Source organism: Myxococcus sp. CA033, from assembly GCF_013336625.1.
GTDB lineage: Bacteria > Myxococcota > Myxococcia > Myxococcales > Myxococcaceae > Myxococcus > Myxococcus llanfairpwllgwyngyllgogerychwyrndrobwllllantysiliogogogochensis.
Genome location: NZ_JABUMU010000001.1, coordinates 303970 through 330305 on the forward strand (window position 1 = coordinate 303970; position 26336 = coordinate 330305).

The 26336-nt window shown below is 68.5% G+C and carries 21 protein-coding genes; 6 read left to right on the forward strand and 15 right to left on the reverse strand.

All coding sequences use genetic code 11. From position 1 onward, the window contains the following. Positions 1 to 102: 102 nt before the first annotated feature. From HUA78_RS01110 to HUA78_RS01120, 3 genes are all read right to left on the reverse strand, one after another. Complete coding sequence (locus tag HUA78_RS01110; protein WP_141644201.1) at positions 103 to 1404, reverse strand: PQQ-dependent sugar dehydrogenase; 1302 nt, start codon at positions 1402 to 1404, stop codon at positions 103 to 105. Between the two features lie 147 nt (positions 1405 to 1551). Beyond that, positions 1552 to 2448 carry an NAD-dependent epimerase/dehydratase family protein gene (locus tag HUA78_RS01115; RefSeq protein WP_174475478.1) on the reverse strand — a complete coding sequence of 299 codons (897 nt, stop codon included), beginning with the start codon at positions 2446 to 2448 and terminating at the stop codon, positions 1552 to 1554. A 118-nt stretch (positions 2449 to 2566) separates the two neighbouring features. Further along, positions 2567 to 3421: an ion transporter gene (locus HUA78_RS01120; protein ID WP_141644199.1), complete on the reverse strand. Its 855-nt coding sequence runs from the start codon at positions 3419 to 3421 to the stop codon at positions 2567 to 2569. 69 nt (positions 3422 to 3490) lie between these two features. On the opposite strand from HUA78_RS01120, the gene HUA78_RS01125 reads away from it, so the two are divergent. After that, entirely contained in the window at positions 3491 to 4084 is a 594-nt protein-coding gene (locus HUA78_RS01125) for a hypothetical protein (RefSeq protein WP_174475479.1), read from the forward strand. Between the two features lie 12 nt (positions 4085 to 4096). On the opposite strand, the gene HUA78_RS01130 is transcribed toward HUA78_RS01125, so the two are convergent. The 5 genes from HUA78_RS01130 to HUA78_RS01150 form a co-directional block, all read right to left on the reverse strand. Next, complete coding sequence (locus HUA78_RS01130; RefSeq protein ID WP_371745467.1) at positions 4097 to 4744, reverse strand: cysteine hydrolase family protein; 648 nt, start codon at positions 4742 to 4744, stop codon at positions 4097 to 4099. Between the two features lie 93 nt (positions 4745 to 4837). Further along, positions 4838 to 5692: a serine protease gene (locus tag HUA78_RS01135; RefSeq protein ID WP_174453515.1), complete on the reverse strand. Its 855-nt coding sequence runs from the start codon at positions 5690 to 5692 to the stop codon at positions 4838 to 4840. Between the two features lie 278 nt (positions 5693 to 5970). Further along, positions 5971 to 9156, reverse strand: coding sequence for an efflux RND transporter permease subunit (locus tag HUA78_RS01140; RefSeq protein WP_141644196.1), 3186 nt, complete (start codon positions 9154 to 9156; stop codon positions 5971 to 5973). After that, positions 9153 to 10343, reverse strand: coding sequence for an efflux RND transporter periplasmic adaptor subunit (locus tag HUA78_RS01145; protein ID WP_141644195.1), 1191 nt, complete (start codon positions 10341 to 10343; stop codon positions 9153 to 9155). The genes HUA78_RS01140 and HUA78_RS01145 overlap by 4 nt, the downstream gene beginning before the upstream one ends. Positions 10344 to 10733: 390 nt before the next feature. Continuing rightward, positions 10734 to 12110 (reverse strand): hypothetical protein, encoded by a 1377-nt coding sequence (locus tag HUA78_RS01150; protein WP_174475480.1) that lies wholly within the window; start codon positions 12108 to 12110, stop codon positions 10734 to 10736. 127 nt (positions 12111 to 12237) lie between these two features. Here HUA78_RS01150 and HUA78_RS01155 point away from each other — a divergent pair, with 127 nt between their 5' ends. Then, on the forward strand, positions 12238 to 12732 hold the full coding sequence (locus HUA78_RS01155) for a 6-carboxytetrahydropterin synthase (protein ID WP_174453512.1): 495 nt from the start codon (positions 12238 to 12240) through the stop codon (positions 12730 to 12732). Next, on the forward strand, positions 12729 to 13439 hold the full coding sequence (locus HUA78_RS01160) for an SDR family oxidoreductase (RefSeq protein WP_174453511.1): 711 nt from the start codon (positions 12729 to 12731) through the stop codon (positions 13437 to 13439). The genes HUA78_RS01155 and HUA78_RS01160 overlap by 4 nt, the downstream gene beginning before the upstream one ends. Before the next feature lie 5 nt (positions 13440 to 13444). Here HUA78_RS01160 and queD read toward each other — a convergent pair whose 3' ends face one another. Both queD and HUA78_RS01170 read right to left on the reverse strand, forming a co-directional pair. Beyond that, positions 13445 to 13813, reverse strand: coding sequence for a 6-carboxytetrahydropterin synthase QueD (gene queD, locus HUA78_RS01165; RefSeq protein ID WP_275902352.1), 369 nt, complete (start codon positions 13811 to 13813; stop codon positions 13445 to 13447). 100 nt (positions 13814 to 13913) lie between these two features. Beyond that, a complete protein-coding gene (locus HUA78_RS01170) occupies positions 13914 to 15710 on the reverse strand; it encodes a serine hydrolase (RefSeq protein WP_174475481.1) in 1797 nt (598 codons plus the stop codon). A gap of 259 nt (positions 15711 to 15969) precedes the next feature. On the opposite strand from HUA78_RS01170, the gene HUA78_RS01175 reads away from it, so the two are divergent. Then, positions 15970 to 17514 (forward strand): HAMP domain-containing sensor histidine kinase, encoded by a 1545-nt coding sequence (locus HUA78_RS01175; RefSeq protein ID WP_141644189.1) that lies wholly within the window; start codon positions 15970 to 15972, stop codon positions 17512 to 17514. Then, on the forward strand, positions 17511 to 18842 hold the full coding sequence (locus HUA78_RS01180; RefSeq protein ID WP_174461230.1) for a pitrilysin family protein: 1332 nt from the start codon (positions 17511 to 17513) through the stop codon (positions 18840 to 18842). Before HUA78_RS01175 ends, HUA78_RS01180 begins: the two co-directional genes overlap by 4 nt. Here the strand turns inward: HUA78_RS01180 and HUA78_RS01185 are convergent. Beyond that, complete coding sequence (locus HUA78_RS01185) at positions 18820 to 20076, reverse strand: lipopolysaccharide assembly protein LapB (protein ID WP_246137310.1); 1257 nt, start codon at positions 20074 to 20076, stop codon at positions 18820 to 18822. The two genes, HUA78_RS01180 and HUA78_RS01185, sit on opposite strands and share 23 nt — an antisense overlap. Positions 20077 to 20188: 112 nt before the next feature. Here HUA78_RS01185 and HUA78_RS01190 point away from each other — a divergent pair, with 112 nt between their 5' ends. Beyond that, complete coding sequence (locus HUA78_RS01190) at positions 20189 to 20533, forward strand: hypothetical protein (protein ID WP_141644186.1); 345 nt, start codon at positions 20189 to 20191, stop codon at positions 20531 to 20533. A 353-nt stretch (positions 20534 to 20886) separates the two neighbouring features. On the opposite strand, the gene HUA78_RS01195 is transcribed toward HUA78_RS01190, so the two are convergent. The 4 genes from HUA78_RS01195 to HUA78_RS01210 all read right to left on the reverse strand — a co-directional run bounded on the left by HUA78_RS01195 (position 20887) and on the right by HUA78_RS01210 (position 26098). Next, positions 20887 to 21765, reverse strand: a complete 879-nt coding sequence (locus HUA78_RS01195; RefSeq protein WP_174475482.1) for a hypothetical protein — start codon at positions 21763 to 21765, stop codon at positions 20887 to 20889. A gap of 652 nt (positions 21766 to 22417) precedes the next feature. Continuing rightward, positions 22418 to 23548, reverse strand: a complete 1131-nt coding sequence (locus HUA78_RS01200) for a DUF819 family protein (RefSeq protein ID WP_174475483.1) — start codon at positions 23546 to 23548, stop codon at positions 22418 to 22420. Positions 23549 to 23695: 147 nt separating this feature from the next. Beyond that, a complete protein-coding gene (locus HUA78_RS01205; RefSeq protein WP_174475484.1) occupies positions 23696 to 25012 on the reverse strand; it encodes an aspartate aminotransferase family protein in 1317 nt (438 codons plus the stop codon). A 15-nt stretch (positions 25013 to 25027) separates the two neighbouring features. Further along, complete coding sequence (locus HUA78_RS01210; RefSeq protein ID WP_174475485.1) at positions 25028 to 26098, reverse strand: TauD/TfdA family dioxygenase; 1071 nt, start codon at positions 26096 to 26098, stop codon at positions 25028 to 25030. Positions 26099 to 26336 lie beyond the last annotated feature (238 nt).

Sequence of the window (26336 nt, forward strand, 5' to 3'; positions counted from 1 at the left end):
CACCCCGCGACCTACTCGACGCACTCCGGCTGCATGCCGCATGCGCTCGAGTATCGGGCCGAACCGCACCCTACGCGAGCGCATGGAGCCTCCGACAACCGCTCAGCGCGGCGTCAGCTTGAGCAGTCGCCCGTTGTCGTCGTCGGTGAGCAGATAGAGCGCGCCCTCGGGGCCCTGGACGACCTCGCGGATGCGTGAGTCCTGGTCCAGGAGCAACCGCTCCTCGCCCACCACGCGGTCGTCCTTGAGCACCAGCCGCACCAGCGCCTGACTCGACAGACCGCCGATGAAGAAGTTGCCCTTCCATTCGGGGAACAGGTCCCCCGAGTAGATGGTCATCCCCGAGGGCGAAATCACCGGGTCCCAGTAGTACACGGGCTGCTCCATGCCCGGGCCTTGCGTGGACTTGTGGATGGGCGCACCCGAGTACTCCTCGCCATAGCCGATGGTCGGCCAGCCGTAGTCCTTGCCCTTCTCGATGAGGTTCAGCTCGTCGCCACCGCGCGGGCCCATCTCCACCTCCCAGAGCCGATGCTTGCTGTCGAGCGCCGCGGACAGGATGTTTCGGTGGCCCAGCGTCCAGATTTCAGGCCGCGCATCCTTGCGACCGACAAACGGGTTGTCCTGCGGAATGGAGCCGTCCGGGTTGATGCGTACAATCTTCCCGAAGTCGCTCTTCAGGTCGCGCGCCTGGACGCGGCCCTGGAGAATCGAGCGCTCACCCAACGTGACGAACAGCTTCCCATCCGGCGCGAAGACCAGACGCCCACCGGCATGCAGCGTCGACTCCAGCGTGGGCTCCATGCGGAAGATGACCTTCAGCCCCTCGACCTTGGGCTTCGCCCCATCCACCAGCTTCGCGCGCGCCACCGCGAGCCCGTTGCCGCCCTCGCGCGGCTCGTAATAGCTCCAGTAGATGAGGCCACTGGTGGCGTAGTCCGGCCCCACCTCCACGTCGAGGAGCCCGCCCTGGTTGCGCCCATCCACGCGCGGCACACCCGCGACGGGCTGCGACTTCTCGCCCTTCGGCGTCACGATGAAGATCTTCCCGGTCGGCTTCTCCGTCACCAACATGCGCTGGTCCGGAAGGAAGGCGATGGCCCACGGCTTGTTGAAGCCCGAGGCCACCTCCGTGACTCGGAACGGCGTGCGCGTCTGGACGCCCGGCGCGCGCGTCTGGCCCGGGAAGGCCGGCTTGAACTCGGGCACGTTGGGCGGCGCCGTCTCGACGGGCGCACCGGTGGGATTCGGTCCCTGGCGGGGCTCGGACTGCTGGCTGCCCGCGGCACCACCGGGGGCCATGTTGCCACTGGGCTTCGTGGGTTTGGCGGGAGCCTGCCCGTGGGCGGCCCCCGCGAAGGACAGGAGGGTGGTGCAGGCCAGGGTCGTCAGCAGGGTACGCATGAAGTCACTCCGCGAGCTGGGATGGAAACGAAGCTCTGCCGGCGTGCAGCAAACCCGAAGTGCGCTGCGGGGTGGAAGAACGATGCGTCCAACACCCGGCAACGAGCAGAAGTGGACGTCTGGCCCCAGCCCGATGGGCACCGTCGCTCAGTCGACGGGCATCTCGTCGCGAATCCACGCCGTCACGGAGTCGTGTCGCGGCGCCCAGCCCAGCTCGCGCCGTGCCCGCTTCGCTCGCACCCGACTGTTGGAGCCGAACGAGTAGCGAGCGTGGCCCTCGCCCCACTCGCGCGAGGCCTCCTTCACCGTCCACGACCGCACCGGGCCCAGCTTCAACCGCGCCGCGATGGCGTCGCCAATCTCCGCGTAGGACGCCTCGCCATTCTCCACGAAGTAGAAGGCTCCCGCCGGCGCCCGCTCCAGGGCCAGCGCATAGAGCGTGGTGACATCGTCGAGGTGCACGTTCGACCAGCGGTTGATGCCCTTGCCGACGATTCGCACCACCCCGCTCTTGCGCGCCTGGGCGACGAGCGGCGGAATCTGAACGCTGTCGCGGCTCAGCCCCTTCCCCGTGCCGTAGATCATCGTGTTGCACAGGACGATGCCTCGCGCGCCCTCGGCGGCGAGGACACGGTTGTCGAGCGCATGCCGCGCCTGCTTCTCCGGCTCGACGATGAACGGCGTCTCCTCATCGAACACGTTGGGCGACAGGGCATTGCCCTTCACGTCATCGCCAATGACGCTGGAGCCGCTGGTGTGGATCAGCGGCTTGCCGGAGCCTCGCACGCCGTCAATCAACGCCAGGATGGCCTGCTCGTGGTCGCTGCTGGCGGCGTTGATGACACCGTCCGCGCGACGGGCCTCGGCCATGAGCAGGGCCGTGTCGCCCAGGTCTCCACGCACCGGTTCGATTCCGAGCGCCGCCAGCTTCCGGGCCTTCGCGTCGTCGCGCACGAGCCCACGAATGACATGCCCCCGGGCCTTCAAGTCCAACGCCAGGGAGCCGCCGATGAAGCCGGTGGCGCCAGTGATGAAGAGGTTCATCGCGAGGTCTCCAGGGAACAGGGCAGGCGCAACGTGCGCACCGCATGCTCGCGAATGAAGCCGCTCCCCGGCGGGGCTTTTCCGCCGCGCGGTGAACACTGAACACCCACGGCCCACATCACCCGGCGGTTTTCGCGGACGTCCAGTCCAGCGCGGTCCCGCACGTCTTGCAGTAACGGGCGTCCAGGTCGTGCCCCTGCGCGCCACAGCCGGGACATGCCTGGGTGTCCGGACGCTGCTTCGTGGCGGCGGCCAGCTCCACGGAGACGATGCCCGTGGGCACCGCGAGGATGCCGTAGCCCATGATCATCAACACCGACGCGATGAACTGACCGGGCACCGTCTTGGGAGTGATGTCGCCGAAGCCCACCGTCGTCATCGTCACGATGGCCCAGTACATGGACCGGGGGATGCTGTCGAAGCCGTGCTGCTCCCCTTCCACCAGATACATGATGGCGCCCATGACCACGTCCACGGTCAACACGAAGCCGAGGAAGACGATGATCTTCCCCCGGCTCGCGCGCAGCGCGGTGAGCAGGACCTCCGCCTGCCCCAAGAGGTGCCCCAGCTTCAGCACCCGGAAGACCCGCAGCAGGCGCAGCACCCGGACCACGAGCAGCGTCTGCGCCCCGGGAAAGATGACGCTCAGGAAGGACGGGAGGATGGCCAGCAGGTCCACCAGCCCGAAGAAGCTGCGCGCGTAGTCCAGCGGTCGGCGCACGGCGATGAGCCGCAACACGTACTCGAGCGCGAAGATGATGGTGAAGAACCACTCCGCCACCTGCAGGGCGGACGCATACCGGACCCGGATGGAGGACACGCTCTCCAGCATCACCGCCGCGATGCTGAACACGATGGCCCACAGCAGGGCCACGTCGAACGCCTTTCCCGCCGGAGTGTCGGCCTCGAAGATGATGGTGTGGAGACGGGCGCGGAAACCACCCTGGGGGCTCTGCTCGGAGGACCTGGACACGGGGCGGCAGTCTAGGCGCAACGCGCGGCCGGACGCAGGGGCTTCGGCCTCCTGGTAGATTGAGACACCATGTCCATTACCCACGACACGCTCGTCGAGTACCTCCGGAACCAGCCCGGCCTCGAGGATGCCGTGAAGGAGCTGGACGACGTCCCCATGCAGGTCCCCACCCACTGGGAATGGATTGGCGGCATCCACGACGACGTCCTCGGAGCGACGACGTCCGTGAGCTATCGCGCCTGGACCCACTTCGCGCTGGGCTTCTATCCCTACAACGGCTGCGACCTCTATCGCGACACCCGGAGCAGCCGCGTCATGTTCTCCTACGTCGAACTCGGAGGGCACGGGGCGCGAAGGATCAGCTATCTGGTCACAAAGCATTCCCCTTTCATCCACGAGCCTGTCGCGGCCCACCTCCAGGTGCCCCCGGAACTCCACGACGACCTCTTCGCCGCCCTGCGCGAGCTCGGGATGAGCGAACAGACGCTTCGAGCCCAGGCGGAGCGGTACAAGAACGTCTCGAACATCCTGGAGCCCCTGCCCGAGGACCGGCTCACGGGCGCGAGCATCCGCGGAGAGCGCGGGCAGACGCAGCTCGACCTGACATTGATGGGTCCTCGGGCGACGCTCCGTGCCCTGCGCCAGCGCTTCCACCGCGCCTGAGGAGCCCTTCGCCTACAAGCGTCCGGATCCCTTCGAGGGATGCGCGGGTCGACGGAAGCGCCCCTTGCGCTTCACCTCGTCGGCCCTGCACACGCGCACCCCAAGGAAGCGCTGGAGCTGGTCCAACGCCAGGTCGTGGTCCGTGTCGCTCTCCGCGCAACAACAGTCGCTCAGCACGGTGATGTCGTACTCGAGCATGTGCGCGTCATGGGCGCTGAAGAAGACACACAGGTTCGTGGCGATGCCCGCCATCAGCAGCTTCTTCGTCCCCAGGTGCTCCAACAGGGGAACCAGCGACGTCGCGAAGAAGGCCGAGTGCTTGGGCTTGAGGACGAAGTAGTCCGTGGCATGTGGTCGCAAGGCCCGGACGATGCCTCGGCCCCGGCTGCCCGCCCGGGTGCAATGCCGGTAGACGTCCCGGAAGTTGCTGCGCCAGTGGTTGAAGTTGTCGTTGACGTAGATGACCGGCACCCCCGCCTTGCGCATCCGCGCGGCGAAGGGCGCCAATCGCTCCACCATCCGCGACGCCCAGGGGAGCACGTGCTCTCCCCCGGGGAAGTCCAGGTCATTGATGACGTCGATGATGAGCAGCGCGGCGTCCGCGCCCCTCAAGGACTTCGAGCGCGTCCCCTTCCCCGACTTCAGGACCGGCTTCGCCACGTGGACCTCCCGGGACGTCAAGGTAGCCACGGCCCAGGCGGCTGAGCAGTCCCCCAGGGAGCCACGGGCCCGAACGCCGCGCGCCCGGGCGGACTACGGCCTCGCCGTGACGCTCAGGAGGCGAACCTGGGTATTGATCCACGGGATGTAGTTGGAGACCCGGGCATAGATGCCGGGCAGGCCGGGCCTCGCGCAGCCCACGCCAAAGCTCACGACGCCCTGAAGCACGGGTTTGCCCTGCGCTCCGAGAACGAAGAGCGGTCCCCCGCTGTCGCCCTGACAGGCGTCCTTGCCCCCCTGGCTGTAACCGGCCCCGAGCATCGCGTATGGGTCGATGTGGATACCCTGGGAACGGTAGGACGCCGCCACCTGCCGATGCGCGATGGTGGGGACCCCCACCTGCATCAGCACAGGGGACGTGTCATATCCGCCCTCGCGCGTGAGGCCCCACCCCGCCACCGTCGCCTCGACATTGTCCGGGACGGTCTCTCCCGCGAGCGGGAGCAGGATGGGCTGGACCGTGGCGGAGAACTTGAGAGGCTTCTCGAGCTTGACGACGGCGATGTCGTTCATCGTCGTGTCCGGGTCGTAGGCCGGATGGTAGACGGTCCTCACTCCTCGAACCGTCTGGGCACCCGCCCCGGGCCTCCCAAGGTCGTGCACGCCCGCGGAGACCGTCAGTCCAGACGTGCCGTCGTAGACGCAGTGCGCGGCCGTGACGACGATGTCCGACTCATTCTTCGTCGCGCTGACCCGGATGATCGAGGCGCCACAGAAGTGGCTCCCGTGCTGCTGCATGCTGACGTTCCAGGGGTGGCTCCCCTGGCGTGCCTCCACCCCTCCGACAATCTCCTGGCCGATGCTCTCCACCGCATCGACACCCTGCACGTCCGGACCACCACAGCCCACCAGCCCCACCGCGACAACGACTCCCAGCACGAAGCGCATCGACCCCTCGGATTTCAAGTTCGAGACGCCTTGTGCAAGCCGAAGACCACGTGCGCGAAGGGACTGCGGCGAGGGAAGCCGCGCGAGGAGTCTGGACTGAAGTGAGCGGTTGACGTGTCAGGCCCCGCCCCGGGAGTGCACCTGACGCGTCACGCTGGCCCCCCGCCGTGTCGCGATTGTTCGAGCCGCGCGTCTCCTCCCAAAAGCAAAGAGGGCCGCCCCTCGGTGGAGGCAGCCCTCTTCGACAACCTGGTGTCATCCGTCGGATGACGCGGCGCTCAGTGCCCTTCGGCGCCCGTCGCTCCCGCCGGAATCACGGGAGCCTCTCGCTCCGCCCCTCGCAGCGCGAACTTCCGGATGACGATGTAGAAGATGGGCGTCAGCACCAGCCCGAACAGCGTCACGCCGAGCATGCCCGCGAACACCGCCACGCCCATCGCCTGGCGCATCTCCGCGCCCGCGCCCGTGGCCAGCGCCAGCGGCACCACGCCCATGATGAAGGCGATGGAGGTCATCAGGATGGGCCGCAGCCGCAGCCGGCACGCCTCGAGCGCCGCCTGCACCACGCCCACGCCCTCGTCTTCCTGCGCCCTCGCGAACTCGACGATGAGGATGGCGTTCTTCGCCGCCAGGCCCACGAGCACCACGAGCCCAATCTGCGTGAAGATGTTGTTGTCCCCACCCACGAACCACACCCCGGCAATCGCGCTGAGCAACGCCAGCGGCACCGTGAGCAACACCGCCAGCGGCAGCGACCAACTGTTGTACTGCGCCGCCAGGATGAGGAAGGCCAGCAGGATGGCGAGCGGGAAGACGAACAGGCCTTCCTTGCCAGCGAGCTTCTCCTGGTACGTCAGGTCGGTCCACTCGAAGCTCATGCCGGCCGGAAGTGTCTCGGCCGCCACGCGCTCCATCGCCGCCACCGCCTGTCCCGTGCTCACCCCGGGCGCCGCCGCGCCGTTGATATCCGCGGAGGGATATCCGTTGTAGCGCAGCACCTGGTCCGGACCGAACGAGGGCTTCACCGTCACCAGTGACGCCAGCGGCACCATGCCGCCCTGGGGGTTTCGAACCTGGAGTCGGCCGATGTCCTCCGGCTCCATGCGGTGCTTCGCGTCCGCCTGGACGTTCACCTGGTAGGTGCGCCCGAAGCGGTTGAAGTCGTTCACATACAGCGAGCCCAGGTGAATCTGGAGCGTCTCGAACACCGAGCCCAGCGGCACGCCCTGCTGCTTCGCCTTCACCCGGTCCACGTCCGCCTGGAGCTGAGGCACGTTGATTTCAAAGCCCGACATCAGGCCCATCAACTGGGGCTCGGCCGAAGCTTTCTGCACCAGCGCCTGCGTGGCGGCGTAGAGCGCCTCCGGCCCCAGCCCCGCGCGGTCCTCCACCTGGAGCTTGAAGCCCGCCATGGAACCCATTCCCGGAACCGGGGGCGGAGGGAAGATGGCCGCGAAGCCTTCCTGGATGCCGCCCAGCTTTGCCTGGAGCCGGCCCGCGATGGCGTTCGCCGACAAGTCCTTCGTCTTGCGCTGCTCGAAGTCGTCGAGAACCGCGAAGACGACGGCCGAGTTGGGGGAGTTGACGAAGCCGTTGATGGTGATGCCGGAGAAGGCCACGACGCTCGCCACGCCCTTCTCCGCCAGCATCAGCGCCGACATCCGCTTCGCCACGTCGTCCGTCCGCTCCAGCGAGGACGCGGGAGGAAGCTGCGCCAGCCCCACCAGGTAGTACTTGTCCTGCATGGGCACGAAGCCCGCCGGCACCTTGGCGAAGCCCACCCACGTCAGGAGCAACAGTCCTCCGTATACGACGAGCGCCAGCGCGCTGACGCGCACCACCCGCTTCACCAGCGACACGTAGCCAGCGGAGGCCTTGTCGAAGAAGCGGTTGAAGGGCCCGAAGAGCCAGCCGCCAAACGCCTTGTCCATGAAGCGCGTGAGGCCATCCTTGGGCCCGTGGTGCCCGCGCAGCAGCACCCCGGCGAGCGCCGGGCTGAGCGTCAGCGAGTTGAAGGCCGAGAGGATGGTGGAGATGGCGATGGTCAGCGCGAACTGCCGATAGAACTGGCCCGTGAGTCCGCCGAGGAACGCCGTGGGGACGAACACCGCCGACAGCACGGAGGTAATCGCGATGATGGGGCCCGTCACTTCGGTCATCGCCCGACGGGCCGCCTCCTTGGGATTGACGCCCTGGGCGATGTGCCGCTCCACGTTCTCCACCACGACGATGGCGTCGTCGACGACGATGCCGATGGAGAGCACGAGTCCGAAGAGGGACAGCGTGTTGAGCGAGAAACCCAACATGTGCATCACCGCCGCCGTGCCCACCAGCGACACGGGCACCGCCGCCAGCGGGATGATGGAGGCGCGCCACGTCTGGAGGAACAGCAACACCACCAGCACCACCAGCACCACCGCCTCCAGCAGCGTCGTCACCACGTTGCGGATGGACGTGCGCACGAAGAGCGTCGGGTCATACGCGATGCGGTACTCCATGCCCTTGGGGAACGCCTGGCTCAGCTCGTCCATCCGCGCGCGGATGCCCGCGGACACGTCCAGCGCGTTGGAGCCCGAGGCCTGGTTGATGCCGATGGCCACCGCCGACTTCCCATCCAACCGGGCGCGCACGGAATAGGAGTTGGCGCCCAGCTCCACCCGGGCCACGTCGCGCAGGTGCGTCACCTGTCCGCTCTCGCCCACCTTCACGACGATGTCGCGGAACTGCTCCTCGTCCGTGAGGCGTCCCTGGGTGGTGACGGTGAGCTGGAAGGCGGAGCGCTCATCCGGCTGCTGGCCGATGACACCCGCCGCCACCTGCACGTTCTGCTCTCGGATGGCGCCCACCACGTCGCTCGCGGTGAGCCCGCGCGCGGCGAGCAACTGGGGGTCCAACCAGACGCGCATGCTGTACTCGCCCGCGCCCAGCACACTGACACCCCCCACGCCCGGGACGCGCTGGAGGACGTCGCGCACCTGGAGCACCGCGTAGTTGGAGAGATAGAGCGGCTCCAGCGACTCGTCCGGCGACACCAGGTGCACCACCATCAGCAGGTCCGGACTCGACTTCTCGGTGAGCACGCCCAGCCGCTGCACCTCCGCGGGCAGGCGGGGAATCGCGCGGGCCACCCGGTTCTGCACCTGCACCTGCGCGGTGTCCGGATTCACGCCCATGGCGAAGGTGATGGTGACGGCCACCCGGCCATCGCTCGTCGCCTGCGAGGACATGTAGAGCATGCCCTCCACGCCGTTGATCTCCTGCTCCAACGGCGCGGCCACCGTCTCCGCGATGACGCCCGGGTCCGCGCCCGGATAGGCCGCGCGCACCACCACCGTGGGCGGTGACACGGCGGGGTACTCGCTCAACGGAAGCTGTATCAGGGACAGGCCACCGCCAATCAGCAGCAGCACGGACAACACGGCCGCGAAGATGGGCCGGTCCACGAAGAAATGCGCGAACTTCACGGCCGCGCCCCCTCGGCGTGCTCGGAGCCGGCCATGGCCACCATCGTCGGCGCCACCGCCATGCCCGGCCGCGCCATGCCCTTGAGCACCACGCGCTCACCCGCCGACAGGCCCTCGCGCACCACGCGCAGCCCGCCCTCGGTGGTCCCCAGCTCCACGCGCCGCTGCTCCAGCGTCTGGTCCGGACGGACGACGAGCACGTAGCGCCCCTTCTGGTCCGTCCCCACCGCCTGGTCCTGGATGAGGATGGTGGGCCGCGCCGTGCCCGTCTCCAGCCGCACCCGGGCGAACAGGCCCGCCGTCAGCTTCCCATCCGGGTTGGGCAACACCGCGCGCGCTCGCGCCGTGCCCGTCACCGCCGCCACCTGATTGTCCAGGAAGTCCAACCGGGCCTCACGCGGGAAGCCCTCTTCACCCGTCAGCGCCACACGCACAGGCACCGCGTTGACGCGGCCGTCCTTGCCGCGCGCCCCCGAGGCCGTGCCCGCGAAGCGCAGGTACGTCGCCTCGTCCACGTCGAAGTAGACGTAGAACGGCTCCACCGAGACGATGGTGGTGAGCAACGTGGCGTTGGCGCTGCCGCCGCTGACCAGGTTGCCCGCCGTCACCAGCGCCCGCCCCACCCGACCACTCACGGGCGCACGCACGCGGGTGTCATGCAGGTCGATCTCCGCCGAGCGAGCCGCCGCCTTCGCGGACTCGACCCGGGCGCGGGCCTCCGCGCGCTCCGCCATCAACACATCGAAGTCGCCCCGGGAGATGGCCTGCTCGGCCACGAGCTTCTCACCGCGCTCGAACTTCTTCTCCGTCAACGTGCGCCGCTCCTCGGCCTGACGCAGGTCCGCCTGGGCCCGGGCGTTCGCAGCCTCGAAGGTGCGCGCGTCGAGCTGGAACAACACCTGTCCCGCGGTGACGAGGCCCCCCTCCTGGAAGCGCACCGCATCGATATAGCCACCGACGCGAGGCCGCAGCTCCACGCTCTGCACCGCCGCGAGGGTGCCGGTGAATTCGGCGCTGTCCGCCACCTGTCGGGTGACGACCTCCGCCGCGACGACAGGAGCCGCCGCCGGCTTCGCCGGGCCTGCTCCACCTTGCGCGTCCGAACCCTCGTCGCGCGCGAGGACAAGACCGCCCACCACCAGCGGGAGGGCCAGGGCCCCTCCCACCGCTGCACGTTTCCAATTCATGGCTGACTCCAACTTCCATTCAGGGGTCGGGACACACCGGTGGCGCTCGCACGCATGCGTGTGCACCTCCGGCGGCCCGTGAAAAACAGGACGAGGAACGACTGCGCGAACGTCACCCGGCCGGTCGGTGTGGCACCGCCGGGAGACAGGGTGTGGGTGTCTGGGACGGGCGCGGGAGCGCGGCGCACCGAGCCTGGAGACAGGCTCGGCCCCCGCGTCAGGGCCCGTGAGGTGCTAGCGAGACATGGAGCGACAACAGCGCACCGGGGAACGGGACGCTCGAGGCGGGGCACGCCTCACCGCGGAGGTAATTTGCAACATTGCCTCTTACTAATTACCCCGGGGCCTGACGCGCAACGCAATTTGAAGCGGCCGGCCCGAGGTGGGACGTCACTTGCCGGTGACGGCGCAGCCCGGGGATGGCCGCCAGTCGCGCAGCGCGGTGACGAGGTCGTCCTGTTGGGAGGTGACACCTTCGGGTGCGTCGCGCTTGTTGACGCTGGCCGGGCGCGTGAAGTCGAGCAGGTCCACGGGCGCGGGTCGTGACGGGCAGCCTTCCTTGAAGGACTCCTCGGCGTCGACGAGCAGGCGGTCCGCGTGGTCATCGGCCGGGTCGGCGGACTCGGGCCACGTCAGCTCGCCGGACAGGGGTTCGGCCTTCTCGGGGGGAAACCACGTCCACCGCAGCGTCGTCTGGCCGGTGTTGCCCCAGAAGCTGCCTCCACCCCCTCCTCCTCGCGTGGTGATTCCGGAGGGCCGCTCCCGCCATTCGATGGGGTAGCCCGCCGGCACCGTGCGTGTGAGCGGGCGAGCACGGTCGACGGTGATGGCCTCATCGGCGAGCAGGAGCACCCACGTCAGCTCCCGCAGCGAATCGACGGAGAGCGTGCCCACCCTCACTCGCGCGAGCCGGTTCGCGTTCGTGGTCTTCACATCCACCTGACCGATTCGCTTCGCGTCGTCGTACAACGCCAGGTCGCTGCAGCTCTGCGACACCCAGGCCGCCCCCGTCCCCAGGTGGTAGGCGCGCACCTCGTCACAGAAGCCGTGGTGCCCCCGGCGGCCTCTCAACACCAGCCATCCGTCCTTCGGCATCCGCATGCGCACCAAGGGGAGCACCTTGTCGAAGGACGTCCAGCCCCCCTCGCAGCTCCGCCACGCCGTGTAGCGCCAGCGCTGGGGCCGGGTGCGAGCACCCTCCTCGCACCCCTTGCGAGACTCCGCTTCCGCTTCGGCTACGGACGACTCGTCCGGTCGGTCGAGCGCGCGGAGGAAGGCCGCGTCCACCCGGGTGTACGGGCCCTCCATCTCCTTCGCGCAAACGGTGTCCGACGCGGCGCACAGCAGCGAGGCGAGCCGGTGGTCCGGCTTCACGGAGTCCCGCGTCAGCGTCTCGCGCGCCTCGGGCGGCAGCACCACCGTGCGCGCGCCGGGCTTGCCCAGCTCCAGATAGGACTCCACCCAGGTCCGTCCACCCTGCTTCCACCAGGCCTTCAGGGCCAGCGGTGACACGTCCTCGGGCACCGGCTCGCGCTCCTCGCGGCTCATCGCGAAGCAGCGCGACGTGAGCAGCTCGCGCAGGGCTTTGGCGCCTGCTTTCCGGTCACCCCCGTCCGGAAGGGTTTCCAGTCCTGCATCCAGCGCCAGCAGGCGCTCGCGCGCGGCCGTCCACTCGGGCGAGGCTTCGGGGCACGGGGCGAAGACCTTCTCGTCCGCCGGTGGCCGGGCGGACAGGAGCACACCCAGGGTGAGCAGGGGCAGGAGCATGGGCGCTCCAGAATCGCGCATTTCCCAGGGACGGGGCCAGGACGTCCCGCGGCGTGACACTTCCCGCCCGGAGGCTCGGCAGGCCCGTTGAGGTGGATGGGGCTTGGTGCTAACCCCATGGCCGCCCATGCCACGTACGACGACCCTGGAGCTCTACAAGGAAGAGATGAAGTTCTCGGCCGGGCACTTCACCATCTTCTCCGCGACGCACCGCGAGAACCTGCACGGCCACAACTTCACCGTCTACGTCGCGCTGACGGGCGAGGTCGCCGACAACGGGATGCTGTCCGATTACGGCCCCCTGAAGCAGACCATCATCGCCCGCTGCCGCGCCTGGAACGAGACGTTCTTCCTCCCGGAGCACTCCCCGCACCTGAAGCTCGAGCGGGACGCGAAGGGCAATGTCCTGGCGCGCTTCAACGGCGAGGAGCTGCGCTTCCTCGCGCGCGACATCACCGTGCTCCCGGTGGAGAACGTGACGCTCGAGGAGCTGGCGCGCGTCTTCGGTGAGGAGCTGGTGGGCGACGGCACCGCCCTGCGAAAGGACGGCGTCACCCGGCTGGTGGTGAAGTGCGCTTCCGGTCCGGGGCAGTCGTCCTCCTGGGAGTGGGTGGCGCCGTGACGAACGACTGGGCCATCGTCACGGGCGCCAGTCGGGGCATCGGGCAGGCCCTGGCCGCGCGCTTTCGCAAGGAGGGCTGGGGCGTGCTGAACCTGGCGCGCCAGCCGAGCCACGTGCCGGGCGTCGTGGACCTGAGCGTGGACCTGGGCTCCGGCGACTGGGAGCCCCGCGTGGAGGCCGCGCTGCGCGACGCCGTGGGACAGGCGAAGGGGCGCGTCAGCCTGGTGCACAACGCGGCCATCTATGACCACGACGACGCGCTGACGCTGACGGCGGCGCAGCTTCGCCGGGTGCTCGAGGTCAACGTCGTCGCGCCCGCCGTGCTCAACCGGCTGACGCGGCCCTACCTGGGCGACGGCTCCTCCATCCTCTACGTGGGCTCCACGCTCTCGGAGAAGGCCGTGCGGGGCAATGCCTCCTACGTGACGTCGAAGCACGCGCTCGTCGGGCTGATGCGCTCCACCTGCCAGGACCTGGCGGGCACGCGCATCCACACCGCCTGCGTGTGCCCGGGCTTCACCGACACGGAGATGCTGCGCGAGCACCTGGGCGACGACGCGGCTCGCACCGCCACCATCGCCGCCAAGTCGACCTTCGGGCGCCTCATCACCCCGGAGGAGATCGCCCACGTGCTCTACTTCTGCGCCACCACGCCCACGGTGAATGGCGCGGTGCTCCACGCCAACCTGGGCCAGGTGGAGACCTGAGGGCTTTAGCCCTCGGCCGGATAGACGGTGCACTGCGAGGTGCACGTCTCCGACACGCGCAGCTTCACCACGCGCGCGGTGGCGAAGCTCAGCCGCTCGAACACCCACGCGGCCAGCAGCTCGCTGGTGGGGTTCTCCAGGCCGGGCACGTCGTTGAGCAGCCGGTGGTCCAGCAGCGCGTGCAGCGGCTGCCACGCGGCGTTGAGCTCCGCGAAGTCGACAATCCAGCCGAAGTGCGGGTCCACCGGCCCCCGCACGGTGATTTCAATGCGGTAGCTGTGCCCGTGGACGCGCGAGCACTTGTGGCCAGGGGGGACGTTGGGAAGGCGGTGCGCGGCCTCGAAGGTGAACTCCTTCGAGATCTCGGTCACCAGCGAGGCTTTCTTCGTCGAGACGGGCTCCATTGGACCGGCCTTCTACCCACGTTTGTGTCCGGGCGTCGAGCCAAGACACGGCCCGGGCTCCCACCCCTGCCTACCGACGCACCGCCGCGAGGATGTAGCGGGGCAGCAGCTCCTCCCGGAAGGTCTTCCAGAGGTTGAACTGGCCGTAGTTGCCGCCGGTGAACATCACCGTCAGCTCCAGCTCGGGGATGACCATGACGTACTGCCCGCCGTTGCCGCCTGCTTCATATTCCGCGTAGACGCGCTCGCCCACGCGCAGTTCGTGACGCCACCACGCGTACCCGTAGGTCCGGTCCGGGCTCATCACGGAGTGCCGTGTGATGGAGCGCTCGACCCAGCGCTTGCTGACCACGCGCCTGCCGTTCCACACGCCGCCCGCCAGGTAGAGCTGCCCCAGCTTCAGCGCGTCACGGGGACGCGCGTAGAGGCCGCCACCCAGGTACGCCTCTCCATCCGGCATCAGGTTCATCGCGTAGCGGCGGAACTGGAGGGGCTCGGCCACGGTGCGCGCGAAGTGCTCGGGCAGCCACGTGCCCGTCGCGTTGCGCACCATGCCGCCCACCAGGTTCATCCCCGCCGAGCAGTACACCGCCTGCGGCTCTCCGGGCGCCCGGCCCATGGGCAGGTCGAGCGTGTACGTGTACCAGTCCCCCTCCTGCTCCTGGAGGGCGTTCTCGTTGCCCGGGGACTCATCGTTGTTCTCGTCGCAGTCCAGTCCCGACGTCATCGTCATCAGGTGCTCCAGCGTGAGCTGGGCCTTGCGCGGGTCCGCGGGCGCGGCGCTCTTGTACGAGGGAAACAGCGAGTAGACGGGCGTCTCGGGCGAAAGCTTCGCGCCCTGCTCCATCGCCGTGCCCACCAGCACCGGGGCCAGCGTCTTGGACGCGGAGCGCAGGTCATGCAGGCGCTCCTTGTCGAACCCGTGGAAGTACTCCTCGACGACGAGCTTGCCCTTGCGAGCGATGAGCACGCCCTGGATGAGCGGCCCCGCCGACGGGCCCGGCTCGGTGTCGAGGATGCGCTGCACCAGCGCATGGATGGGCGCGGGGTCCATGCCCACGTCGGAGAGCGACGCCGTCGCCCAGCCATCCTGCTCCGCGACAGGTTGGCGGTAGGCATAGGGCCCGGACGCGGGCGTGCGCGGGTAGAGGCCCACGGCCTGGTCGCGCTCCTTCTTCGTGAAGTTGATGGGGCCCAGGAAGAGGATGGGCACCGTCAGCCGACCGAAGCGCGGGTCGAAGGTGCCCTCGAACGTCGTCGGACCGCGCGGGTCCACCAGCTTCACCGCGTTGCCCTGCATGGAGACGTTGAACGCGAACTGCTTGCCGAAGCCCTTCTCCGGATCTCTCAAGTACGCGGCGATGGTGCCGTCCGGCCGCGCGTACACGACGAGGTACAGCGTGAAGCGGTCCGCCCAAGGCGTCACGTGGCCCCGCCACACGCCCTTCTGGAGCACGCGCAGCTCCACGGGCGTGGCGTACTGAACGCCGCCCACCACGACGCGCGGCTGCACCCAGTGGCCCCGGATGAACTTGCCGTCGGTGCCCACCACGCCCCGGAACGTCCCCAGCCCTCCCGGCATCGTCACCGTCAGCGCGTTCTTCTCCAGGCGCCCCGGTGCCTCGTACCCAGCGATGCGCGCGCGCCACGTGTCCCCTTCGCGGAACACCGTCAGCTCACCCTGGAGTTCGGGCCCGAAGACGGGCTCTCCGGCCCAGATGCCCAGGAGCATCGTCGCGGCGTCAGCGGGGGCCTCGACCTTCGCGGGCTCGACGGGAGCCTTCGCGGGCTCCGCGCCCAGGACGTATGAGGGCAACGCGAGCAGCGCCAGCAGGGCGCCCAGCGGGGCACGGGCCGAGGGGGACATGGCGTGATTCCTTGGTGGACGAGCGAGGGGGTTCACCACCCGTCTCCCTACGCGGGAGCCTCCACGCCGATTGCAACCCACTTGCACGAATGTCTCCGGGCGGGACGCGGTCCCCCGGGCTATCCTCTGGGGCCATGAGTCAGGAGGCCAGGACGGCCGGTCGCCCCGCCGGGGGGCTGGCGGGAGGACAGCGCTGCTTGCACCCCGGGCGCGGGCCGCGTAGCGATGGTGCTCCGGCCGCTGCACGGTCCTCGCGCGCATGAAGCTCTCCCTCGCCACCCGCATCTTCCTGGGCTACGCGGTGGTGCTCGTCACCTTCGGCCTGGTGTCCCTCTTCAGCGTCGCGGAGCTGCACCGCAACCGGCTGGAAATCCGGCTGCTGAGCCAGGGCTATCTCCAGCTCTCCCAGGACGCGGCGGAGATGGAGATGAACCACGCCAACCAGCAGCGGCACACCGCGCGCATGCTGGAGGAGGACAGCGCGGAGATACGGCGCGCCATCATCCGCCTGGCCCGCGTCTACGTGCCCACGGCCTTCATCTCCCAGCGGCTGGCCACCACGCGCGAGCGGGCCACCCAGCTTCGGGACATGGCCCCGGCGAGCGAGGTGCCCTTCATCGAGGAACTGGAGGCGCGCCTCCTCGAGCTGGACTCGCGCTACCGCGAATATGGCCGCGCCGCGGAGAGCGTGTTCGACGCGTTCTCCACGCAGGCGCCGGACAAGGCCCAGGTGGACCGCGCCACCGCCGACGTGCTCACCATGGAGGACGCCATCGGCCGTGAGCTGCGGCTGCTCCGGCTGTCCCTGTCCAACCGCATCCGCGAGCGCGTGGACGGCGCGGAGGAGCGCGAGCGCCAGACGGGCCTCGCCATCATCAGCCTCTCCGTCGCGGCCATCCTCCTGGGTCTGGGCGCCACCGCGTGGTCGGCGCGCACGCTGCGCCCGGTGCGCACGCTCATCGAGGGCGTGTCCCGCATCGGCAAGGGTGACTACAGCGCGCAATTGGGCGTGCGCGGCCACGACGAGGTGGCGGTGCTCGCGCGAGCGTTCGACCAGATGGCCCGCTCGCTCCAGGCCCGCGAGGCGCAAATCAAGGCGCAGGCGGAGGCGCTGATGCGCGCCGAACAGCTCGCCGCCGTGGGCCGCATCTCCGCTCAGATTGTTCACGAGGTGCGCAATCCCCTGTCGTCCATCGGACTCAACGTGGAGCTGCTCGGGGACGCGGTGGAGCGCGCGACGTTCCCCGCGCCCGACGAGGCCAACGAGGTGAAGGATTTGCTCTCCGCCGTCACCCGTGAGGTGGACCGGCTGGCGGACGTCACCGAGCACTACCTGCGCATGGCGCGGCCCCAGCGGCCGGACCTGGACCCGCGCGACGTGACGGCGGTGCTGGACGGCGTGCTGGACTTCTCCCGCGAGGAGCTGATGCGCGCGGGCGTGGAGGTGGTGCGCGAGTTCTCCCCGACGACGCCCCCCGTGCTCGCCGACGAGGGGCAGTTGCGCCAGGTCTTCCTCAATCTCCTGCGCAACAGCCGCGAGGCGATGCCCTACGGAGGGCAGCTCACCATCGCCACCCGCCCCCTGGAGCAGGACGTGGAGGTGACGGTGCGGGATACAGGTCAGGGGATGACGGAGGAGGTGCGCCGTCACCTCTTCGAGCCGTTCTTCACCACCAAGGAGGGGGGCACGGGGCTGGGGCTCGCGGTGAGTCAGCAGATCCTCCAGGCCCACGGGGGCTCGCTCTCCTGCCAGAGTATTCCCGGCCAGGGCACGGCCTTCGTGTTAAGGCTTCCACGCGCATGAGCTTCACATCGTATCGGGACGTGCTGCCCTCCGGGCTGCGCGTCGTCACCGTCGAGACGCCCCACCTCCACACCGCCCTGCTCGCCATCTACGTCCGCACGGGCAGCCGCCACGAGACGCTCGCCAACAACGGCGTCAGCCACTACCTGGAGCACCTGTTCTTCCGGGGCAGTGCGGGCTGGCCGGACACGGTGAAGATGAACGCCGCCGTGGAGGAAGTGGGCGGCAACCTCAACGGCGTCACCACCCGGGACCACGGGTACTACTACACGCCGCTGCACCCCGCGCACATGCGCGTGGGCATGGACATCCTCGGGGACATGCTCACCCGTCCGCGTCTCACGGACATGGAAGTGGAGCGGCAGATCATCCTGGAGGAGATGCTGGACGAGGTGGACGAGAAGGGGCGCGACATCGACCTGGACAACCTGTCCAAGCGCCTGCTCTTTCCCGACCACCCGCTGGCCCTGAAAATCGCGGGCACGCGCGAGTCCGTCTCCGCGCTCGCGCACAACCAGGTGCTGGAGCACTTCGCGCAGCACTACGTCACCGGCAACCTGGTCGTCACGGCCGCGGGCCGCGTGCGCCGCGAGGAGGTGCTGGAGTTGACCGAGCGCGCCTTCGCGCACCTGCCGCGAGGACTGGCCAGCACGGAGGCGCCCCCGCCGACGGCCGCGCCCGGTCCCCGCCTGCACTTCGTCTCTCACGACGAGTCGCAGACGGAGTTCCGCCTCAACTTCCGCACCGTGCCCGAGCAGCACGACGACTACGCCGCGCTGCAAATCATCCGGCGCGTGCTGGATGACGGCCTGTCCTCCCGGCTGCCCTTCGAAATCGTGGAGAAGCGCGGACTGGCGTACTCCGTCCACGCGTCGCTGGACGGCTACCACGACTCGGGCCTGTTCGAGATTGAGGCCGCCAGCGCGCCGGAGAAGGCCGCGCAGGTGGTGGCCGAGTCGTTCCGCGTGCTGGGCGCGCTATGCGACGAGGAGATTGGCGAGGAGGAGCTGGCTCGGGCCAAGCGCCGCCACCGCATGCTGCTGGAGTTCTCCCAGGACTCCCCGGGGGAGCTGGCCGGGTGGTTCGGCGGCACGGAGCTGTTCCGCGCCCCGGAGACCTTCGAACACCGGGCGGACCTGGTGGACTCACAGTCCGCCGCGCGCGTGCGCGAAGTCGCGCGGCGCTACTTCCACCGGGACAACCTCATCGCCGTCGCGGTGGGTCAGCGCAAGGGGCTCAAGGCCCTGGAGCGCGTGGTGGCGGAGGCGCCGGGACTGCCCGGAGCGCCCGCCGCGCCGTTGCTGGTCAGCGGCGCCCGCCACGGATGATGACGGGGCCGGTGGACTTCTTCTTCGGCTTGGGAGCGACGGCCAGGAGGGCCTTCTTCACCTCCTGGTACTCCACGTTGTCGGGCTCGCGCGTGAGGGCCTCGTCGATGAGCTTCATGCCCCGCGCCATCTGCGTCTGGAGCTGAGCGGAGAGCTTCGCCAGGGCGACCTTCTCCTCCTGGGAGGCCTCGCCCAGCGCCAGCAGGCGCTCCAGGGACGAGTACGCGTCCACCTTTCGCTCCGACTGGAGGAACAGGCGCCACAGCCGGGTGTGCACGGGCGCGAAGCGGGGCTCGGCGCTGAGGGCGAAGCGGTAGCTCTCCTCGGCGCCCTTCAAATCCTTGGCTTCCTCCTGGGCACGGCCGCGCACGTAGAGGGCGCGGGCGAGGCGGGGGCGGAACTGAAGGGCACGGTCCACCAGGGCGAGTGAATCCGCGCGGCGGCCCTGGGCGAGCACCGTCTCCGCCATCCAGGCGAGGGCCTCGGCGTTCTGGGGTTCGGCGTCGACCAGGGGCTTGAGGGCGGCCTCCGCGTCCGTCGCGCGGCCCTGGGCCAGCAGGGCGCGGGCGCGCAGCATGACGACGTCCCCGCGGTTGGCGTCCTTGCCTTCGACGGCCTGGAGGTCGGCTTCGGCCATCTGCGGCACGCCGCTGACGAGGAAGTAGCGGGCCCGCAGGAGGCGCGCGGTGGTGTGCGCGGGGTTCTGCTGGAGCAGCTTGTCCATGAGGTTGGCGGCGAGCAGCTCGTCGCCCTTCATGAGGAGGACTTCCGCCTCCATGGCCTTGGCCTCCGGGTCATCCGGGCTGTCGCGCAGGACGCTCTCCAGCGTGGCGAAGGAGGCTTCAATCTGGCCTTCGCGGGCCTGGAGCCGGGCCAGGCCGAGCACGTCCGACTCCGTGAGCAGGCCGGAGTCGCGCAGGGTGGAGAGGATGGTGAGGGCCTCCTGGGTGTTGCCGTTGCCCAGGTACAGCTCGGAGAGCTGCTTCTGGATGGAAGGGTCCGTGCCGGGGATGAGGGCCTCGGCCTGCTTGAGGGACATGATGGCCGCGCCCATGTTGTTGTTCATGAGGTGGGCATCGGCCATCAGCAGATAGGGCTCCGCGCTGTCGGGGGCGGCGGTGGCGGCCTTCTTGAGGGCCACGAGGGCGGGGCCGGGCTGCCCGTTGGCGAGCTGGGCGCGGGCTTCCCCCAGGGCGGCTTGGGCCTGTTGGGCACGGTTCTGGACTGCGGCCACCTCCGGTTCCTTGCAAGCAAGCGGGAGGAGGAGCGCCAGGGTCCAGGGAAGGGTTCGAATTCGCCAGGGCATCGCTGAGCGGGAGGGTACCGGATGTTATCCTCCCACGTCGATGGACCCATTCGTTCGGCGCCTCGTGGAGAGGCTCCATGACCCCAGCAAGCCACTGTCGCGTAATCGGCACTTCCACACCTTCGACACCCCCGAGGGGCGGATGGCGCTGAAGGTGTTCCGACGCCTGCGCAGCCTCCAGAAGGACATCCTCGCCTGTCGGGCGGAGGGCCGGCGGGCCCGCATCTTCCGGCGCGTCAACGCGGCGGGGGACCACCGCATCGAGCTGACGATGGAGCGCATCTCCGGCAAGCGGGTCTCCGTGCTCCAGAGGGCGGAGCTGGAGCTGCTCTCCGCGCTCCCGGGAGTCCGGGAGGCGTTGGAGATCCGGGAAGAGGCCGCCTGACGGGGTGGCGCAGCTCCGGCTTCCGCCAAATGGGTGGGTCCTACAATCCGAAGCGCGTCAGGCAGGTTTGTGAGCTGGGCCATCTACCATGGGCCCTGGCAATGCAATGCGCGGTGGATGGTGCGGTGCGAACAACGATGCGCCGCGGAAGGACACACCCCACGCGGCGGTCACGGTCCACCAGCGCGTCGTGACGGCGGCGAATCGCATCAGGCCCCTCGTCCGTCGCAAGGACCTGGGGCCGAGCCTCCTGGAGCTACTGCTGTTGTCCCGGCTCGCGCGGTGAGTCACCTTGAGGGAGATCGACACGAGCCCCGCTACATCATGTCCCAGGAGTTGCGGCCCGCAGCGCTTCAGCATTGAAGACGCAATAGCTCGTCCAAGCCAATCGGCCTGAAGCCAATGCACTGACGGTTGCGCAGGAAGCGGCAGCGCTCGGTCAAGATCGCGTCTTCGGTGACAAGCAGGTCAGAGTATGCGGCCCCTGCCGCCACTGCCGCGTCGAACACGTCGTTCCGGCCAGAACGCAACCACCGCCCCATCGGATGCTGGTTCAGAATGTCCGGAGGGACGGTCTCTGCGAACATCATCAAGTGCTGCAGCGCCGCCCAGGTACGGATGGACCGATATCTCCGCGTGTTGCGGAACAGCTTCGACACCGGGAAATGCGGCCGCTCCACGATGTCCCGCAGCACGATTGTGTAGATCCCCTCCGGAACCATGGAAGGACCATACGCCCTCAGCTCGGAGACCAAGCTCCGGAATTTCAGGCGCTTCTCTATGAAGAGGTCACGGAACCGGCGACGGTCCTGAATCGCCTGCTGCTCCCAAACGGCCTTCTTGCCCATCAGCTCTTCTCGTACCTCCCGGGCACCTGTGGCCGTAGGGTCCCTCGCTCTCACAAGGTCAGTGAGGACGGTGCGAACACTTTCGTCCCTCTTCTTGGGGGCGCGTGGCGTCGACGCCACGACACGGTCAAGCTCCACCGGCCAGATTTCCGAGGTACCCAGCGAGGTGTGGAACTGGCCTTCCAACTCGGCGAACAGGCGAAGGAGCCCCTCGGCGCGCGCGCGGAGGTGCTTCTGGGAAGAACTCGAGAGCAGCTCCGAGAGCACGTCCAAGGAGATGAAGACGCTCCAGGCCCCGTGCCGCGCGGCACGGATCAGGGCCGTCAGCGCCGCCGGCCGGCAGAGCAGGTTGCTCATGGCATCGGTGTCGAACTGGATCTCCACGAGGCAATCATCACACGCCCAGCCCCCCTGGACTCCAGCCCACCCTCACCAACCAGCCCGCCTCCGCGACCGAGTGTGCGCCGGCCTAGCCCGGGTGAAGGCCACGGGCCGCACCCGCACCCGCAGCGGCACGGAAACGGCGATCGCGAGAAACGAGCCCGTCCAGTCTCGTCATCCACAATGACAACCACAGGCCCATCAACCAACGCGCCGTCAGCATCCGTCACATCGAAGACGACGGCCCACTCTCCAGGATTTAAAGCACGCTTCCGAACCTCCGCCAGGGTGAACCTGAGTGATTTCGTGTCATGCGCGGCGACAAAAGCCTCTGCGCTTCGCCGAACTTCAGCCTCGGTCATCGGATTCCCCCGACATCCAAGATGTAGTCGTTCGCGTGCTGCTGCTGGTCCCAGTTCAGAGAGTTCCACCGCCGGCTGGAGTTGTTGAGCATAGCGTGGGTTCTACGCTCATGCCCTTCGAGCGCGGTGAGTGTCAAGGTAGATGTCGGGTGGGCCGGGTCAGCTCGTCTTCGTCGTTGAGTGTTGCGCGGGTGTGGTGTTCGCAGAGGTGTTGAGGCGCTCAGCACTGCAGACAGGACGAACAGTTAGCATGGAGCACTCTTGAAATTGGAGAACGGGGACTTCTCTTTGAGTCAAGGCCGCAGGAGCCAGGACAACGCGAGCCCCAGATACGTCCCCAGCGCAAAGCCCATCAGTCCCGTAGTGATGCCCGAGACCATCAGCTCGCGATTGCGCAGCGCTCGGGCCACGGGCGCGATGAAGGCCGGGCCGAAGATGGTGGCCGTGGAGGTAATCAGCACCGTGTCGGCGTCGATGCGGAACAGCGCCGCCAGACCGAAATGCAGGACGATGGCCAACACCATCACGCTGGCGCAGAAGACGAAGACAGACAGTCCCGCGCTCCCTAATTGACTCGCATCCGCCAACGTCCCCACCGCCACGCAGAAGACGAGCAGTGCGTAGTCCCCCAGCGCGTAGCTCCCAGGAAGGGAGCGGACTGCCGGGATGAAGGACGCCGCCAGCGACAGCGTGGTGATGAGCAGCAGCACCACCGTCGCCTCCAGTCGACCCGCGAGCCCCAGGCTCACTCCAGCGGACACACCGCAGATGGCGACGGCTAGCAGCAACGACAGAGCCAGACCTCGTGCGAACCGCCAGGAGAAGACTTCCTGTCGCGCCCCCTCCTCTGCGGTTGAACCATCCCAGCCCGTCGGATTCGGGAACGGAGGAAGGAAGGCCAGCGCGATGCGCTGTGCCACCGTCATCAGCACGAGCAGGTAGGCCGCTCCCGCGACAATGTCCGCCGTGTTGAGGAGCACGAAGGTCTCCTCGCGCACCTGGAGCGCCACGCCCACTGCGTTCATATTGGCGGTACCGCCGACGTACACACCCACCAACATGCCGGCCATCTTCCACCACTCGTCCATCCGCCCCGAGAAGGCGAGTCCCACCACGGTGGCACTCACGAGGGCGGACACACAGGCGAGGGCAAAAGAGAGCAACGTCGTGCGGGCCAGCCTCGTCCAGCGCGGCACATCCGTGGAGAACAACAGGAGGGGAATCGCCAGCGGCACTGCCGCCTCGCTCACCGAGAGGCTCACGCCCGTCTGGAGCGACAACCCCGGTGCGTTCCCCAGGAGGACGCCCGCCGCGTAGCACATCACCACGGGCCCTACCCATGCCACGGCCTTGAAGACTCGTGTCCCCAGCAGCACAAGCCCGGGGAGCCCCACCACCACAAGGACCTGGATGAGCGCGCTCATAGGAGGGCACCCACGAGCCCGAACCAGGATGAGGCCAGCGTGCGACGCTGGATGAGCGCGCTCATCGAAGAGACCCCACAGGCATGAAGACGTGCTCGCCCCAGCCGAACCGGCGCAACACCACCGCGTGAATCGGGATGAGCGCGCTCATCCGTAGATGGAGTCCATGAACTGGCGGATGAAGTCCGCGGCCTCGCGGCGGTCTGGGATGGCGCCCAGCATCCCGTACATCGCGGCGCTTCCCTCGGGCGCAGGCTCTCCGCGCTCCAGACTCGCGGAACACGCTCGCAAGTCCGCGAGGAACGGCTCCACCACCTTCTCGTGCGCGGGCGTCACCATCAGGTGCAGCGCCGGCGGCCCCATCTGCCGGTCCAACTTCCACCCTCGCGCCTCCATCGCATCCCCCAAGGCATACACATCCAACGTATCAGACGCGAAGGCAAAGACACTCAGCCGGGGCTCGCCCACCAGCTTCAAGCCTGGAATGGCTGTGATTCCCTCGCGCAATGCCCTCGCCGTATCGAGCACTGTCCCAGCGAGCCGCAGATATCCCTCCTCCCCCAGATACTTCAGGACTGCCCAGGCCGCCGCGATGGCGCCTCCCGGCCGGGTCCCCGCCATCGACGGCGACGCATAGATGCCGCCACACCAGTCCGCGTACGTGAAGAACTGATACCGACGCAGCTCCGGCGTGCGGTACAGCACGAGCGACGCCCCCTTCGCCGCATAACCATACTTGTGCAGGTCCGCCGACAGGCTCGTAACGCCAGGCACCGCGAAGTCGAATTCGGGCACGTCGTGCCCCAGCTTCCGCGCGAACGGCAACAGGAAGCCCCCGAGACACGCATCCACGTGAAAGAGGACACCGTGCTCCCGTGCGAGCGCCGCCAGTTCGACAATCGGGTCCACCAGTCCGTGGGGATAGGCCGGCGCGGAGCCGACCACGAGCACCGTGTTCGCCGTCAACGCGGCCCGAGTCGCCGCCACGTCCGCGCGAAAGTCCGGCCCCAGCGGCACATTGACGGGCTTCACGCCAAAGTAGTGCGCGGCCTTCTGAAAGGCCGGATGCACGGACGCGGGCAGCACCATCTCCGGCGCCATGATTCCCCGCTCCTCCCGAGCGAAATCCCGGGCCGTCTTCACCGCCATCAGGATGGACTCCGTTCCTCCCGACGTCAGCGTCCCCGCGGCGGTGTCTCCGTGAAACAACTCCGCGCCCGTGGCCACCACCTCTGACTCGAAACGCGCGAGGCTGGGGAACGCCAACGGACTGAGGCCATTCTCGGACATGAACTCCGTGTAGGCGTCCGCGAGCAGCCGGCGGATGTCATCCCCCGCGTGGTAGACGAGGCTCCACGTCTTCCCTTCCTTCCAGCGCGCATCATCGGCGCGCAGCTCGCGCATCTGGTCGAGGACGTCCTGGTGACTCATTCCGTGGGGGGCCAGTCGAGGCGAAGCGGGCATGGTGCTCTCCGGGGTTCAACGCGCATCGAAATACACACCGCGAACCCAGCGGGCACCCGTGAACGAGGTGCGAGCGTGAAGCATTCGCCAGTTGTCATAGAGGAGGAAGTCACCCGCCCCGAGTCGGAAGCGGAACTGGTGGCGCTCGTCCCGGACCAGCGTCGCGAAGCGGTTGTAGGCCCGGTACCACGCCTCCATCCGGGCGAACGGCACCCGGTGCGGCGCGAGCGTGAAGTAGCTGTACCGGATGCGAAAGCCCTCAGGCGCATCGAAGTCGAGCACGGGTGACACCAGCACCCGCTCGAACGCCGCCTGCTTGCGATGGAACGTCACCAACACCGTGCGCAGAAGCTCGAAGGCAGCGGCGTCCTGGTCCGCCAGGTAGCGCGCCGCCGCGAGCCCATCCACGACGCTGTTCTCCCCACCCGTCTCGGCGGGCCGCTGGCAATGCAGGAGCTGGTAGCGCGGCGGTCGGTCCAGGAAGGGTTGGTCCGTGTGCAACTGCACCGCGCTGTCCGTATAGCCAAGCTGGTCCGTGTTCCGATTCGTCGTGTTGTCGGTGCGCAAATCCTCGATGCGGCCGAAGTGCGTCTCGATGACAGAGAGCCCGGCACCACCGAAGAGGTCGATGAGCGCCTCCGTGTCCGCCTCGAAGCCCCGCACGATGACCGCCCCGGACTCCTGGAGTCGCTTCAGGGCGAACGGAACGAGCGGCTCGCGCACCTGGGAAGCCTCCACCGTGAGCAACACACTGTCCGAGGGCGGCGGAGGCACGGCGACACGGTCTGCCGCATAGGCATTCGCAAGCAACCAGTCCGCCGCGTACCGACTCACCTGCCCATCGGCGCGGTCCCCCCAGTCGATATCGAGGACGGAGGCATCCTCCGAGACCCGCACCCCGCGAGGCCGCAACTCCAGCGGCAGCTCCGAGGAACAGACGATGCGCTCGCGCGTGAGCGGATGACGGTCCAGCTCCGAGTTGTGCCGCAGCCAGAACCAGTGGAAGTCCGCGTGCCGGGGAACACCATCCCCAGCGAAGTAGACACGCAGGAAATCGTCATGCGGCGCGAAGCGGGTGATGGGCATGCGCAAGACTCCGGCGGAGGGACGCGAGGCCACGCACGCACGACGAGTTCAGGGCCTCATCGCAGGGGCGCGGAACACCACCGGAGCAACGAGTCCGAGGCCCAAGGCCGGGGACTCAGCGGAAACGAACCGGTGGAACGAAGGACGCTCGAAGCAGCTCGACTAACAACACGCGCCACGGCAACAGCGGCCGGTGGCGGTCGTCAGGAAGCTCGCGTTCAAGAGCATCATCGTGGCG

What these genes read in the sequence shown, in the direction of transcription:
- HUA78_RS01110 (WP_141644201.1), bottom strand. Translation starts at nt 1,404, where the DNA reads ATGCGTACCCTGCTGACGACCCTGGCCTGCACCACCCTCCTGTCCTTC.
- HUA78_RS01115 (WP_174475478.1), bottom strand. Translation starts at nt 2,448, where the DNA reads ATGAACCTCTTCATCACTGGCGCCACCGGCTTCATCGGCGGCTCCCTG.
- HUA78_RS01125 (WP_174475479.1), top strand. Translation starts at nt 3,491, where the DNA reads ATGTCCATTACCCACGACACGCTCGTCGAGTACCTCCGGAACCAGCCC.
- HUA78_RS01135 (WP_174453515.1), bottom strand. Translation starts at nt 5,692, where the DNA reads ATGCGCTTCGTGCTGGGAGTCGTTGTCGCGGTGGGGCTGGTGGGCTGT.
- HUA78_RS01145 (WP_141644195.1), bottom strand. Translation starts at nt 10,343, where the DNA reads ATGAATTGGAAACGTGCAGCGGTGGGAGGGGCCCTGGCCCTCCCGCTG.
- HUA78_RS01150 (WP_174475480.1), bottom strand. Translation starts at nt 12,110, where the DNA reads ATGCTCCTGCCCCTGCTCACCCTGGGTGTGCTCCTGTCCGCCCGGCCA.
- HUA78_RS01155 (WP_174453512.1), top strand. Translation starts at nt 12,238, where the DNA reads ATGCCACGTACGACGACCCTGGAGCTCTACAAGGAAGAGATGAAGTTC.
- HUA78_RS01170 (WP_174475481.1), bottom strand. Translation starts at nt 15,710, where the DNA reads ATGTCCCCCTCGGCCCGTGCCCCGCTGGGCGCCCTGCTGGCGCTGCTC.
- HUA78_RS01175 (WP_141644189.1), top strand. Translation starts at nt 15,970, where the DNA reads ATGAAGCTCTCCCTCGCCACCCGCATCTTCCTGGGCTACGCGGTGGTG.
- HUA78_RS01180 (WP_174461230.1), top strand. Translation starts at nt 17,511, where the DNA reads ATGAGCTTCACATCGTATCGGGACGTGCTGCCCTCCGGGCTGCGCGTC.
- HUA78_RS01190 (WP_141644186.1), top strand. Translation starts at nt 20,189, where the DNA reads ATGGACCCATTCGTTCGGCGCCTCGTGGAGAGGCTCCATGACCCCAGC.
- HUA78_RS01200 (WP_174475483.1), bottom strand. Translation starts at nt 23,548, where the DNA reads ATGAGCGCGCTCATCCAGGTCCTTGTGGTGGTGGGGCTCCCCGGGCTT.
- HUA78_RS01205 (WP_174475484.1), bottom strand. Translation starts at nt 25,012, where the DNA reads ATGCCCGCTTCGCCTCGACTGGCCCCCCACGGAATGAGTCACCAGGAC.
- HUA78_RS01210 (WP_174475485.1), bottom strand. Translation starts at nt 26,098, where the DNA reads ATGCCCATCACCCGCTTCGCGCCGCATGACGATTTCCTGCGTGTCTAC.